This window comes from Devosia naphthalenivorans (assembly GCF_003056355.1).
GTDB classification, from domain to species: Bacteria; Pseudomonadota; Alphaproteobacteria; order Rhizobiales; family Devosiaceae; genus Devosia; species Devosia naphthalenivorans.
The window spans coordinates 1-13,959 of sequence record NZ_PYVW01000003.1 but is presented as its reverse complement, the minus strand read 5'-3'; the positions used below and the strand labels follow the sequence as shown (position 1 = coordinate 13,959).

Annotated in this window: 12 protein-coding genes; 5 read left to right on the top strand and 7 right to left on the bottom strand. The window is 61.6% G+C overall.

The genetic code is table 11. From position 1 onward, the window contains the following. Positions 1 to 164: 164 nt before the first annotated feature. Positions 165 to 1,523 (bottom strand): substrate-binding protein, encoded by a 1,359-nt coding sequence (locus C8264_RS05685; protein ID WP_108460014.1) that lies wholly within the window; start codon positions 1,521 to 1,523, stop codon positions 165 to 167. Between the two features lie 191 nt (positions 1,524 to 1,714). Here C8264_RS05685 and C8264_RS05680 point away from each other — a divergent pair, with 191 nt between their 5' ends. From C8264_RS05680 to C8264_RS05660, 5 genes are all read left to right on the top strand, one after another. Further along, positions 1,715 to 3,337, top strand: coding sequence for a helix-turn-helix domain-containing protein (locus tag C8264_RS05680; protein ID WP_108460013.1), 1,623 nt, complete (start codon positions 1,715 to 1,717; stop codon positions 3,335 to 3,337). A gap of 205 nt (positions 3,338 to 3,542) precedes the next feature. Beyond that, positions 3,543 to 3,926, top strand: coding sequence for a response regulator transcription factor (locus tag C8264_RS05675; RefSeq protein ID WP_108460012.1), 384 nt, complete (start codon positions 3,543 to 3,545; stop codon positions 3,924 to 3,926). Further along, positions 3,913 to 4,140: a hypothetical protein gene (locus tag C8264_RS05670; protein WP_108460011.1), complete on the top strand. Its 228-nt coding sequence runs from the start codon at positions 3,913 to 3,915 to the stop codon at positions 4,138 to 4,140. Before C8264_RS05675 ends, C8264_RS05670 begins: the two co-directional genes overlap by 14 nt. Further along, positions 4,140 to 6,842, top strand: coding sequence for a sensor histidine kinase (locus C8264_RS05665; protein ID WP_108460010.1), 2,703 nt, complete (start codon positions 4,140 to 4,142; stop codon positions 6,840 to 6,842). The genes C8264_RS05670 and C8264_RS05665 overlap by 1 nt, the downstream gene beginning before the upstream one ends. A 156-nt stretch (positions 6,843 to 6,998) precedes the next feature. Further along, positions 6,999 to 7,814: an inositol monophosphatase family protein gene (locus C8264_RS05660; RefSeq protein WP_108460009.1), complete on the top strand. Its 816-nt coding sequence runs from the start codon at positions 6,999 to 7,001 to the stop codon at positions 7,812 to 7,814. 238 nt (positions 7,815 to 8,052) lie between these two features. Here C8264_RS05660 and C8264_RS05655 read toward each other — a convergent pair whose 3' ends face one another. The 6 genes from C8264_RS05655 to C8264_RS05630 all read right to left on the bottom strand — a co-directional run bounded on the left by C8264_RS05655 (position 8,053) and on the right by C8264_RS05630 (position 13,597). Then, positions 8,053 to 8,886, bottom strand: a complete 834-nt coding sequence (locus C8264_RS05655; protein WP_108460297.1) for a glycerophosphodiester phosphodiesterase — start codon at positions 8,884 to 8,886, stop codon at positions 8,053 to 8,055. Positions 8,887 to 9,008: 122 nt separating this feature from the next. After that, positions 9,009 to 10,046, bottom strand: coding sequence for an ABC transporter ATP-binding protein (locus C8264_RS05650; RefSeq protein ID WP_108460008.1), 1,038 nt, complete (start codon positions 10,044 to 10,046; stop codon positions 9,009 to 9,011). Positions 10,047 to 10,054: 8 nt separating this feature from the next. Continuing rightward, a complete protein-coding gene (locus C8264_RS05645; protein WP_108460007.1) occupies positions 10,055 to 10,873 on the bottom strand; it encodes an ABC transporter permease in 819 nt (272 codons plus the stop codon). Position 10,874: 1 nt separating this feature from the next. Then, entirely contained in the window at positions 10,875 to 11,750 is an 876-nt protein-coding gene (locus C8264_RS05640; protein WP_108460006.1) for an ABC transporter permease, read from the bottom strand. Next, positions 11,747 to 12,895: an extracellular solute-binding protein gene (locus C8264_RS05635; protein ID WP_108460005.1), complete on the bottom strand. Its 1,149-nt coding sequence runs from the start codon at positions 12,893 to 12,895 to the stop codon at positions 11,747 to 11,749. The genes C8264_RS05640 and C8264_RS05635 overlap by 4 nt, the downstream gene beginning before the upstream one ends. Before the next feature lie 504 nt (positions 12,896 to 13,399). Continuing rightward, positions 13,400 to 13,597 (bottom strand): DUF2934 domain-containing protein, encoded by a 198-nt coding sequence (locus C8264_RS05630; RefSeq protein WP_108460004.1) that lies wholly within the window; start codon positions 13,595 to 13,597, stop codon positions 13,400 to 13,402. Positions 13,598 to 13,959 lie beyond the last annotated feature (362 nt).

The window sequence follows — 13,959 nt, the reverse complement described above, 5'->3', positions numbered from 1 at the left end:
GGTCCCAAAGCAAAAGTCATCAGTAGCCCATATGACGGGCCTGCCGAACCACGAGAGCGTGGCAAGCGGCCGGTCATGAAGCCAACACCTCGTCCGTCGACAGGCTCAGGATGAGGTCTACTGAAAGGTGCCCGCCCCGGATGAACGGGGCGGGCAATTCGTGATCAGGCACACATCGGTACTGGCTCTGCCGGTCCGAGCTCGCCGCCGAACATTGCCGGATCGTAGGCCACGTCTTCGCGCGGGATTTCCTGCACGATGTTGAGCACGTCGAACTCACTCGTCGGGGACTCATTGCCCTGCACGACCAGCACGTTCTTGATGCACTGGTGGTCTTCGGCGCGGTAAAGCGTCGGACCATTGCCCATGCCGTCGAACTCGAAGCCTTCCAGCGCCTTGATCACCTCGGGCGGATAGAAAGTGCCGGCGCGTTCCACGGCGTCCGCGTAAAGCAGGGCCTGCACGTAAGCGGTGTGGGCGGCCTGTGACGGCGGGGAACCATAGGCAGCGCCAAAGGACTTGGTGAAGGCGATCGTGCCGGGGTCCTGCAGGTTCCAATGCCAGTTGGACGTGCCATAGACGCCCTTGACGTTTTCGCCCGCGCCCTTGGCCATCAGTTCGGAAATGAGCGGGGTGACGATCTGGAAGTCCTTGCCATTGGCCTGGCGGTCACGCATGCCGAACTGCACTGCCTGCGTCAGCGAATTCACCATATCGGTGCCGTAGTGGTTGAGGATCAGCACGTCGGCGCCGGAATTCAGGATTGGCGTCAGATACTGGCTGAAATCGGCGGCGCCAAGCGGCGTGCGCACGGCTTCCACGGTCTGCCAGCCGAGTGCTTCGGTGGCGTTCTTGATCGATTCTTCCTGTGTCCAGCCCCAGGTGTAGTCGGCAGTGAGATGGTAGGCACGGCGATCTGCGCCATAGGCCTCGGCCAGCACTGGAGCAAGACCGACGCCTGATTGATAGGCGTTGAAGAAATGGCGAAAGCCGTAGCGGCGCTTGTCCTTGCCGGTGGTGTCGTTGGAGTGGGTCAGGCCGGCCATGAAAATCACGCCCAGTTCCTGGCACAGGCCCTGCACGGCGATAGCTTCACCCGAGGATGAACCGCCGGTGATCATGATGGCGCCATCGCGCTCGATCATGCGGGTCGCGCCAGCGCGGGCTACGTCGGACTTGGTCTGGCTGTCCGAGGTCACGAAGGTGACCTTCTTGCCCAGAACGCCATTGCCCTTCAGCGCCGTCGGTGTCAGCACGCTGATCAGGCCGCCATCGCCTTCACCATTGAGGTGCTTGATGGCCAGCTCATAGGCCTTCTGCTCGTCAGCGCCTTCTTCCGCATAGGCGCCGGTCAGCGGCAGGTTGAGGCCGAACGTTACGGTGTCGCCGGTCGGGTTGTTGCAGAATTCCTGCGCCCAGGCACCACGGGAAAAGATCATGGGCGAGATGCCGGTGCCGATGATGCCGGCCAAGCCTGTCTGCAACACCCGGCGACGGCTTAAGCCGCGCTTCAAAATTGTCATCGATTTCCTCCTTTTGGCGCGGGGCTTCTGGTGCATAGCCAGCCACTCACCGCATCCCTGATATTCGCCATAGGTGAAAATGAGAGCAATAGTGCATTGTTATTACACGCACATTCTGTAAATACTTGTTCTGTTCGCCGGAATAACAAGTCAAATCATTGACAAGCGGCGCTCAGGGGAGGGGAAAGATCATGCGTGCGCCGATTGGCTTTCGCATCAGCAACAGGCGGAAATCGCTCAAGATTTCCCAGGTCGCCCTGGCGCGGCTGGTCGGCATTTCGCCCAGCTATCTGAACCTCATTGAAAACAACAAACGCGACATCGGCGGAGCGTTGCTAAACCGGGTCGCGACCCAACTTGATATCGACATCGATGAACTGGCCGGCCGCACTGAACAGAAGCTGCTGCAGGACCTCGAGGAAGCCTTCGCCGATCCCATGACCGAGTCGCTGCCGTTCCGCCCCGATGAGCGGCGGGAACTGGTGGCGCAATATCCCGCCAGCGCCGCAGCCCTGGCGCGCATGCACCGCGCCTATGTTACGGCCGTCGCCAATGCCGACGCCTATGCCGACCGGCTACGGTCCGATCCGTTGCTCGGCCAGTTGTTGCATCAGATCCTCTCCGGCGTCACCGCCATCCGTTCCAGCGCCGAAATTCTGGAAGACGTTCCCGATCTCGATGAAGCCGAACGCCAGCGCTTCCTTGCCGCCATTGGCCGGGAAACCCGCGCGCTTTCAGACGTCGCGCGCAACCTGATCGGCCAGTTCGAAACCGCCAGCGCCAGCCAGCGCAGCGCATCGCCCGCGCGCGAAATCGACGATCTGCTGATCGAGAACCAGAACTATTTCCCCGCCCTCGAAGAAGCCTCCGAAACCCTGCGCGCCGAACTCGACGCCAGCGGCCGCTTCGGCGTTCCGACCCTCAGCGATATGCTGGAGCAGCGATTTGCGGTGCGCGTAATTGTCGGCGGAGCACCCAAAGATCCCGGCTACCCCGGACAATACCGCTACGACGCTGATGAGCGCACCATGTGGTTCCAGGGCGCGACCACGCTCGCCACCCGCCAGTTCCAGTTGGCCCGCCTGTTTGGCGAACTCGCTGCCGGCGACGTCATCGCCCAAACTTTGGCCGGAGCCCCGCTCACCACGCCCACCGCCAGGCGTCTCGCCGCCCGCGCCGTGGGCTCCTACCTTGCCGGGGCGATTGTCTTCCCCTATGCGCGCTTTCTCACCGACGCCGAAGCCAGCGCCTACGACATCGATCACCTTCGGCAAAACTACAATGCCAGCTTCGAGCAAGTCGCACACCGTCTCGTTTCCCTGCGCCGCCCCGGCGCGGAAGGCGTGCCCTTCGGCTTCCTGCGCTCTGATCCGGCCGGCCGGCTGACCAAGCACTTCCCGCTCCCAGGGCTGCTCCTGCCCAATAGTGGTCACGCCTGTCCGCTCTGGGCCATCTATGGCGCCTTCCGCACGCCCGACACCCCGCTGCGCCAAATCGTGCGCTTTTCTGATGGCTCCCGCTACCTGTTCCTCGCCCGCACCGTGCAGCGTCGGCTGGCATCCTTCCGCGAGCAGCCGACGCTCTCTTCCGTCATGCTGGCCTGCGACGTGCTCCATGCCGACCGCACCGTGTACGGCCGTGGCCTCGCCCTCTCCGACACATCCGCCGATGTCCCCGTCGGACCAAGCTGCCGCCTCTGCACCCGCCGCGATTGCTCCAGCCGCCAGGAAGAAGCGCTTTCGCCGGGCGGCCCACGCTCGTTCACCCGAACGCCGCTGGTGATCCCCGTAATAGAGCTTGGCGATGCGCAATGATTGCGCTTTACTGTATATGCCGGCGGAGGGGAGGCCGATTGCTTCGGAGGGACTTCGCCCAAGTTTTTGAGACCTCATGGTGAGCCTGCCGAACCACGAGGTCGGGCATTTCGATCGCACTACGACCCCTTCCTTCGACAGGCTCTGGATGAGGTCTACTGACCAGTCGAACACGCAAGAATGTTCGGTGGTCCAAGGGGGGAAATTGGCAACCGATATACTTATCGCCGAGGATGAGCCGAGCATTCTGGAATCGCTCGATTTCATCCTGCGGCGCGCCGGCTGGTCTATTCACACGGTCACCGATGGTGATGCGGCGCTGGAGGCCGTGCGGCGCCTGCGCCCGCGCGTCGTGGTGCTTGATGTCATGCTGCCCAGGCGCAGCGGCTTCGATGTGCTCAAGCAAATCAGGGCCGATCTTCAGATGCGCGCGACGCCCGTCCTGATCCTCACCGCCAAGGGTCAGCAGCAGGATCGGCGCATCGCCGAGGAACTGGGTGCCGATGCCTTCGTCACCAAGCCATACGCCAATGCCGAGGTGGTCGGCGCTGTGCGGCAATTGCTGGGCGGTAGTGGTGGATCGGCGTAAACTCGCAAGCGCCTTGCTGGTGCTGACGCTGTCGGGCGCCTTGCTGATGCTGCCGCCCTTCGTGATGGTGTTCAACCAGCCGATCAGCCATTTCGGTGTGCCGCAGATCGTCATCTACCTGTTCGTGGTCTGGCTGTTGCTGATCGGCGGCACGGCGCTGCTCACCCATCTTCTGCCGCGCGAGCAGCCGCCCAACAGCGGCGAGAGCGACTGATGCTCTCCGCCGATTTTGTCATCGCAACCGCCGTCGGCTATGTTTGCCTGCTCTTCGTGATCGCCTATTTCGGTGACCGGCGCGCGCGCACGCATCAAAAATCCTTCCTTCATTCGCCCGCCGTCTACACCCTCTCCATTTCGGTTTATTGCACCAGCTGGACTTTCTATGGCGCTGTCGGCAACGCCGCGCGCAGCGGGCTTGAGTTCCTCACCATCTATCTGGGCCCGACGCTTGTTTTCGTCGGCTGGTGGTTCCTGCTCCGCCGGCTCGTGCGCATCAGCCACCAGCAACGCATCACCTCGCTCGCCGACCTCCTGTCCTCGCGCTTTGGCAAATCCAACCGGCTTGCGGTGCTGGTCACCTGCATCGCCGTGATCGGTATCGCCCCCTACATAGCGCTGCAGCTCAAGGCCGTGACCTCCTCCATTCAGGCCGTCGCCGGTTCATCGGAGTTCGGGCAGGGCAGCCTCAAGGGCATCGACGATGTCGGCCTGGCCCTTGGCGTAGCAGCGGGCATGGCGCTGTTCACCATCCTGTTCGGCACCCGCCATGTCGACGCCAAGGAGCAGCACCATGGCGTCGTCGCGGCCATCGCCTTCGAAGCCGTTGTGAAGCTGACCGCATTGGTGGCGGTCGGGGTATTCATCGTCTTCATCGGCGGGGGGCTGGAGCAAATCTTCAGCGACGCCGCCGCTGCCGGCATTTCGGTGCAGTCAGAAAACACCTTTGATGCCCGCTGGATGACCACCCTGGCACTATCCACGGCGGCCATTGTTTGCCTGCCGCGGCAGTTTCAGGTGACCGTCGTCGAGAATTCCGACGAAAACCATCTGCGCGTCGCCTCCTGGGCTTTCCCTGCCTACATGCTGCTGATGAGCCTGTTCATCCTGCCCATTGCCGTGTTCGGGCTCACCAAGATGCCTGCCGGCTCTAATCCGGACATGTTCGCGCTGACCCTGCCTTTGGCTCAAGGCCAGGACGCGCTGGCGTTGCTCGCGTTCATTGGCGGGTTCTCCTCGGCCACGTCCATGATCATCCTTGAGTCCATCGCGCTCTCAATCATGGTTTCCAACCACATCATCATGCCGCTGATCTTGCGCTTCGGCTCGCCCAGCAGTGGCGGGCAGGGCGTCACGAACCTGCTGCTGTTCGCGCGCCGGCTGTCCATCGTGTTGATCCTGTCGCTGGGCTTTTTCTATTTCTTCTTCACTCGCGATTCCAACGCACTGGCGCCCATCGGCTTGATTTCCTTCACCGCCATTGCCCAGTTCTTTCCCGCCGTCATTGCCGCCTTGTTCTGGCGCGATGCTTCCCGCAAGGCCGTGACGGCGGCGATCGGGGCAGGGTTCGTGTTCTGGGTGTGGTGCAGCTTCCTGCCGTCATTTTCCTCGGTTTCCCCGCAGGTGGCCCTGCTGCTCGATCAAGGTCCGTGGGGCATCGGCTGGCTGCGGCCCGAAGCGATGTTCGGACTGGCGGGTTGGGACTCCCTCACCCATGCCGCATTCTGGAGCCTGTCGGCAAACATCGTCATCCTGACCGTCGGCTCCCTGGTCACCAGCCCCTCGGCGCTTGAGCGGCTGCAAGCCAGCGTTTTCATCGATGTCTTCCGGCAGGGCCATACAACGCGCGGTAATTTCGTGCCGGGCTCGGCCACGGCCAATGATCTGTTCTTTGTCGCGGAGCGCGTGCTGGGCGATCGCCGCGCCGCCGCCCTGTTCGAAACCGAAGCGCGCGATGCGGGTGTCGACCCCGACATGCTGGAGCCGTCGGCGGACTTCATCGGCCGGCTCGAACGCGAGCTGGCCGGCTCCATCGGGGCGGCCTCCGCGCATGTGATGCTGTCCAAGGTTGTCTCGGGCAGCGACGTGTCGCTCGAAGAGATGATGCAGATGGCCGACGAAACCCAGCAGGTCATCGAATATTCCCAACAGCTCGAAAAAACTTCGGCCGAGCTGCGTTCCACCGCTCAAAAGCTCGAGGAAGCCAACACGCAGCTGCGCGAACTCGATTCGCAGAAGGATGAATTCTTGAGCCAGGTGAGCCATGAAGTGCGCACGCCGATGACCTCGATCCGCTCCTTCTCCGAAATCCTGCTCGATGCGGACGACATCGATCACGGCCAGCGCCGACAGTTCGTCTGCACCATTCATCAGGAATCGCTGCGCCTGACCAAATTGCTCGATGAAATCCTCGATCTGTCCGCGCTCGAACGTGGCGAGCGGACCTGGCAGAATGCACCGATTAATCCCGAACTGGCGCTGGATCGGGCGCTCAACGTCTGCGAGGCGCTATTGCGTCAACGCAATGTTTCGGTAGAACGCGGCAAGCGCGCCGCATCCGCGCTGGTGGAAGGCGACGTGGACCGGCTCTGCCAAGTCTACATCAACCTCATTTCCAACGCGGTGAAATACAACGACGCCAGCCATCCCGTCATCAGCGTATCGTCTCGCATGCGGACCGGTCATCATCTGGTGGAAATTGCCGATAACGGTCCCGGCATAGCCACCGGCGAACGAAAGCTGATCTTCGAAAAATTCTCGCGCGGACAGCGCGCTGCCGCCGACCAGAGCGGGGCAGGGCTCGGCCTCGCCATTTCCCGCCAGATCATCACCCGCATGAACGGCACGCTGGAGCTTGTACAGGGGCCGCTTCCCGGCGCCTGCTTCCGCGTCCGCCTACCGGTGCTGACTGGCGCATAGTCAGCAGTCCCACGGGAACGACGCCGTGGAGGCAAAGTGGTGTTGTGGGGTGACGAGATTTGTACGTCACCGAATAACGCAGCAAGAGCCAACCTCCGGTTGCATGCGCGCCGACTATTGTGCATCACTTCCAACTGTCTAACCCCGGAGTCTCCGATGAATTATGAAGCGGTCCTGACGGACATGGTGGCCGTTGCCCGTGAGGCCGGCGCATTGACGATGGGCTATTTCAATCGCTTCCGCGAGCTTGAAATCGGCATCAAGGGGCCGGCCGATTTCGTGTCGGAAGCGGACAAGGAAAGCGAACTGCTGATCCGCAAATTCCTGTTCGAACGCTATCCCGGCTGGAGCTTCACCGGCGAGGAATTTGCCCCCGTCGATCAGGACAGTGAACATCGCTGGCTGGTCGACCCCATCGACGGCACCACCAATTTCATCAATGGCATGCACTACACCATCTCCATCGCGCTGCGGCGCGGCAACGAGACGGTCTGTGGCGCGCTCTACAATCCCGTCGCAGACGAGATGTTCACCGTCATCAAGGGGCAGGGCGCCTTCATGAATGGCGAGCCGCTCAAGGTGAGCGAACAGACCGAAACCGGCCTTCTCAATGTCGGCACCGGACTCGCCACCCCGGGCCTGTTCACCCATGCCGGCTTCTACCAGCGCCTCGACGCCATCCGCGCTCCCATCAGTTCTGTGCGCATCGTCGGCAGCTCCGCCAATTCCTGCGCCTATGTCGCCCTCGGCCGCCTCACCGGCTATTTCGAGGAATCAGGGCTGGTCGACTGGGCCGTCGGCGTCTTGCTGGTCGAAGAAGCCGGCGGCATCGTCACCGACTGGTGGGGGCGCGGCCCCGAATTCTACGAAAAAACCGGCTGCGTCCTCGTCGCCAACAAAGCCACCCACGCCTACCTTTTGGAAAAACTAAAAGACGCCCCCCGCAAGGACCCCAAGGACGGTTCGCACTGAGGCCCAAGTGAACCCGATCGTCACCCTCGGGCGAAGACCCGAGGGTTCTTTGCTTGCTCGGCAGCTCCGCAAGTGTAGCGCCCTCGGGTCAAGCCCGAGGGTGACGATCGAGAATATTCGCACCAGCCTAGCGGCGGGCGCCAGCCCACCTCGCCCCTGAGGGGAGAGGTCGACGGCGAAGCCGGCGGGTGAGGGGTTCAGAGGTCGGAACGCCCCCAATGCCCACCCGAGCTCCACCTCACCCCACCAATGCCAACAACCCCTCCGGATCATCCGTTGTAATCTGATCCACCCTCAGCCCCAACAACGCCTCAACCTTGTCCCGTGAGACCGCATCCGCCTTGTTGATCGTATAGGCATCGATCCGCCGCCCCTCCGCATGGAACGCCGCAACGAGGTCAAACCCCAGCCGATGCGCCTCCAGCACCAGCGGATATGCCAGATAAATCATCTCAGCGTGCGGCGAAGCCGCCACCGCATCGCGCACAAACCCCGCAAAATCCCGCGTCTCCGCCAACCGCTCCAGCGCCCCGTCATGGCACGGATCATACCCGATCCTGAGCCCCGGCACGTCCTTGGTCAAAATCCGTACCGCCTCGGCATCGCCCGACGACAGGATCATGTGCCTGGCCACCGGCCCGACGGCCTGCCGGAAAACCGCCAGCGCCACCTCGTCCAGCACGCGCCAATCTTCCTTGTAGTCCAGTTGCAGCAGCGCCTCAGGATGCAACTCGCCCTGCGCCAGCAACACGCACAAATCCTCCAGCAGCATCACATGCTCACCAAGCGGCGTCCCGTCCTGCCCGCGCAAATAAAACCCGCGCAGCGCAGCCGCGCTCAGTTCTGCTATCCGGCCCCGGCCCGTCGTTTCCCGATCAGCCGTCAGGTCATGCAGGACCGCAAAGCCGCGGTCGCCATGCACCACCAGATCCACCTCGACACTCGCCCCCAGCCGCATCCCCTCAAGAATGCGCTGCCCGGTGAACGCCGGATCACTGCCGCGCCGCCGCGCCCGGTGCCATTTGAGCCAGGTGCGATGGCCGTCGCGCTCGATGAAGATGGGGGCAGCTATCACCGGGTCATTCCCGCGAAAGCGGGAACCTCCGTTTGCGGGTCTTCCAAGATAACCGAGGTTCCCGCTTTCGCGGGAATGACCCGGTGGCAACAAACATGACTGCTGGAGCGGTCGGCCAACTAAGCCCGGTGAATAACCGCATTGCCCCGATACGCCGCAATAGCCCTCGGCGCTAAGGTGACACCCTGACCAGCCCGGAACAGGTCCGGATGGGACACCATCGCCTTGATCCGCGTTGAGTCCAGCAGTTCCAGATCCACCAGCCCATGCGAGCCATAGTCGGTCACGCGGTGCACCTTGCCCTGGCTGTTTTCAGTGACCACCGAAAGGTCCAGCGCCTCGGGCCGCACGGCGAGGATCGCCGGCCCATCGCTGACGGGCAGGGGCGTCGAATACCCCGCCTTGCTGAAAATGCCGTTCGACACTGTCCCCTCGATCAAGTTCATCGTGCCGATAAAACCCGCCACGAACGGCGTCTGCGGTTCGCGATAAACGATGTCCGGGCGGTCGATCTGCTCCGTCTTGCCATCGCGCATCACCACGATCCGGTCTGCCATCGACAGCGCCTCGTCCTGACCATGCGTCACGAACAGCGTCGTGATCTTGAGGCGCTGCTGAATATCCCGAACCTCTTCGCGAAGTCTTTCGCGCAAGTGCTGGTCAAGACTCGCAAAAGGCTCGTCCAACAGCAGGATTTTCGGCTCCAGCACCAGCGAACGCGCCAGCGCCACGCGCTGCTGCTGCCCGCCCGAAAGCTGGGCCACATGCCGCGTGCCGTAGCCATTAAGCCCCACCAGGTCGAGTACGCCATCGACGCGCCGCTTGATCTCGTCCGGCGCCACCTTGCGCAACTTCAGCCCGAACGCCAAATTCTTGAATACGTTCATATGCGTCCACAGCGCGTGGCTCTGGAACACCATGCCGGTGGGGCGCTTCTCCGGCGGCACATGCGTAATGTCCTCGCCATCGATGGTCATCACACCCGAAGTGGGCGTCTCGAACCCACCCACCATGCGCAACAGCGTCGATTTGCCGGACCCGGATGGCCCGAGCAGGCACACCAGTTCCCCGTCAGCGACATCGAGCGAGAAATTATCGACCGCACGCACCGGGCCGGCGAAAATCTTGGATATTTCTTTGATTTTTAGAACGGACATTGATTTTCCTAGCCGCCGAAGCCGCGGGCGAACGAACCCGAGTTCACCACTCGGCGCGCAAACATCAGCGCAATGAAACTTGGCACCCACAGCAGCACGGATAGCACCGCGCCATACTGGATCACCGGCTGGTTGTTGATGAACGAGATCATCAGCACCGGCAGCGTCCGCACCTGCGGCGCCCCAATCAGCCAGGCGCCTTCGGTTTCGTAGAAGGTGCCCACAAAGCTCAGCAGCACCGCCGCCGCAATGGTCGGCCCAGCCTGCGGCAAGGTAATCGACCAGAACACCCGGAACGGCCCTGCGCCCACATCGCGTGCCGCTTCCTCCATGCGCCGGTCAACCGACTGGAACGCCGCGACGGGAATCCAGATCATGAACAACAGCGTGCCCACCAACTGGATCAACACCACGCCCCAGAACGTGCCGATTAGGTTGAGCTGCAGGAAAATGCCCGCAATCGCCACCAGCAGCCCGAATTTCGGAAAGGCATGTCCCGCCAGAAACGAGAAGAACAGGATGTTCCGCCCCGGAAACTCCATCCGTGCGAACGCATAGGCCGCAGGCAGGCAGATGGCTGCCGAGAGCGCCGTCACGGTCAGCGACAGCGTCAGGCTGGTGCCGATGGAGGTCCACACATCGGCCCGAGCCAGTGTCTGGTACCAGAAGCGCAGCCCGAATTCCTGCGGGATGACGGATGGATAGCGCCACACATTGGCGAAAGCCCAGGTCCCGACCACGATCAGGGGGAGGACGATGACCAGCGTCAGGACGACGGCCATGATGATGCCGGTCCAGTCGGCTCTGCGATGCACAAGGGTGTTCATGCTAAGGCGCCCTGTTCTTGGCGACGGAGCGCACATAGAAGAGACCGAACACGATGCAGAAACCGAACGTGATGACTGCTTGGGTGATGGCGTTGATAGGATCATAGAGATCGCGGAAGGTGCGTTGCATGAACGGTCCTATCAACTCTGGCGCCGCCGGCCCGAGAATGTAGGGCAGGGTGAACGCCGAGAAGATGCCAAGCACGGCGAAAGAGATCGCCACGAGGATGGAATTGACGATGCGCGGCAGGATGATGTGCCATAAGACGGCCAGCTTGCCTGCGCCCACGTCCCGCGCCGCCTCGATGGCCTGGTTCGATACGCTGCCCAGGCCGGCAAGCAGGATAAGTACGGTCAACGGAATATTGTCCCACACCAGACCGATCACCGGCCCCCATGGTGTCAGATAAGGCGAGCGCATCTTGGGCAGGCTCGCCGCATTCAGCAGCAGGTCCACAGTCCCGTTGGGACCCAGAACGCGGATAAACGCGAAGCTGAGGATGATCGAGGGCACGAACATCGGGAAAATAGCCAGACCCTGCACATAGGCTGCAACCTTGCTGGTCGAGAAGCGCAGGTAGAGCGCGATTGGCAGACACACCAGCAGCAGCAGGAGCGCGCATACACAAGTGGTCCACAGTGTCAGCGACAGATTGGACAGGCTATACGGATCGGAAAAGAAAAACTGGTAGGTCTCGGTAGAAAACCGCTTCTCACCGGTTTCGGACGTCAGCCACAGCGTCCGCATGACGGCGGAGATGATTGGCCAGATTACCAGCCAGCACACCAGAAAGACTGGAAGGGCAACGAGCAGGAGGCCAATTGGCCCCCCGCGATTTTCGTTGGTTCCGGTGGAACCCTCGGCAACAATGGTCACGAATTGGGATCCACGTTCGGGGCAACGGTGCGATACCAGCCATCGCTGATGGCGCGCTCCCAGTCACCGCTCGGGAAGACCGGGATGGAAGAGGGGATAATGTCGGCAAAGCGCTCGCGCAGAGCCGGATCGACATGCTCCCACGAAACGCCGGGAAAGCCGCCGAGCTCAGTCAGCACTGCCGACTGGATTTCCTCGCTCAGCACGAAGTCCGCCAGCTTCATGGCTGCTGCATTGTTGACGCCGTTGGTATTGATGGTGAGGCGCGAGAAACCGCCCGGCAGGCCCAGATCCTGCAATTGTACCAAGCCTGTCGTCTCGGGCAGCACGCCCTGTTCAATAGCCGACAGCGCCTGATCCGACCAGGCCGGGATCATGGTCACGGCAGATTGGCCGAGCAGCTGCAGGGACTGGGTATTGCCAGAAGTGTAGGCGCCACCGTCGAACAGGGATGGGGCGATATCGTTCAGAATTTCCCAGGCACCGGGCAACATCGCTTCGGTATTTTCCGGTGTGGCATTGTCCACCGTGAACTTGCTGATGTCCCGGCCATTGGCTTCCAGCACCGAGCGGCGCACGAAGTTCAGCCCCGAGCCGCCCTTGTTCGGACGGTTGTAGATGAACTGCCCGGGGTTTGCCTTGATCCAGGCAATAAGGTCGTCCCATGTCTTGGGCGCGTTTGCGGGGTCCAGCTTGGTGGTATCGTAGGCCAGAAGTACCTGAGAACCGCGATAGGGCATGTTCTGCGGGATATCGAGCGCCAGCGGGTTGATCTTGGAATAGTTCGAAAGCCCGGCTTCTTCGAAGTTCACCCACAGGCCTTCATCGATTGCGCCAACGGGCTGGCGCGCATCGAAGCCCTCGAAGAAGTCTGCCTGCGGATCGGCATCGGAGCCAAGGGCCGCCAAAGCACGCTCGGCAATCGACTGCAGACCGGCATTGTCGCCGCCGTCCACCAGATTGATGGTGATTCCCGGATTGGCGGCTTCGAACTTCGGCTTCACCACATTGGTCCAGAAGTCCATGATGTTCTGGTCAGAACTGGTGTACCAATCAATGATGCCTTCCGCGCCGAAAGACATGCGAGGCATCATAAACACGCCAGCGGTTGCGCCGGCAGCGAGCATAAAATCACGCCGTTTCATTGTAATCTCCCTTGGCCGTTCCGTGGAACGGATATTCCGCCTTCCGCCAATGCGGCCGGCAGGTTCCATCGATCTTCCGTCGAGCTCTCCCAAACCAAAGCTAACTACTGGCTGGGAAAATATGCAAGTGGAAAGCCGGGCCGCGATGCGATCCCGGTTGGCGCGTACAAATCACAGCTTTGCGACACTCGTGTAACGACATGGGCAAGCACAGCCCGCGCTTGGTCCCTAGGGTGCATCACTGGCAATATATGACAGCTCAAAACGCTGTAGAATCAAGGAAATCGACATTTTTCCGAATGGCTTCTGACGCCGCGAAAACGGAGTCTTGCCCGGGAACGTTCGGGCGCCAGCAGCCGGGACAATATCGAAAGCTTCTGAAACTTCGCCCAAGTACAGGCAACATTTAGATGGAGTGGAACGATGTCGGATTCTGATCGAGCAGATGAAATACCCGTTCCAAAAATGGGGCGGCACCCATGGCAGGCGCCGCCCCGATTCTCATCATAGATTTGGCAATCCTGCCGGCATCGGTGGCGTGTCGCCGTCAGTTGCATTTTCTGACGTATCCAGGTCGCCATCATTGGCCAGTTGGCGTTCCGCATCGTGCCAGAAACGCTGATCTTCCCCCTCCGGCGATCCTGCTTCAACCCACAACGCATAGGCCCGGTCGCGAATGGCCTCCTCACTCTGCTTTTCCATGCCGTTGCTCCTTGGCCCCAAAGCGGGGCAACAGGACGCCGGGTTCGGCGCCCTGCGCGAACAACGTGCACCGCCAACAGCAGTTGCGCAGGTCCGATCCTCCGGCCCGCACAACTTGTTGCTCAAGCCAGATTGTCGTCCCCAACGATGTCGTCCCGACATCCTCACCCACGATGTCATCCCTGCTTGAGCCGGGAGGTGGACTCACGTTTGAAGTGCAACACGGTTAGAGAAACTGGAGAAGACCTCATTTGGGGTTTGGAAGTCGAGACATTTTCGCGGGGTGTTGTTGTAGAGGGCGACAATGGTTTGCAGGTGCTCGTCGGTGATGGTTGCCAGGTCGGATTTTCGCGGCAGCCTGC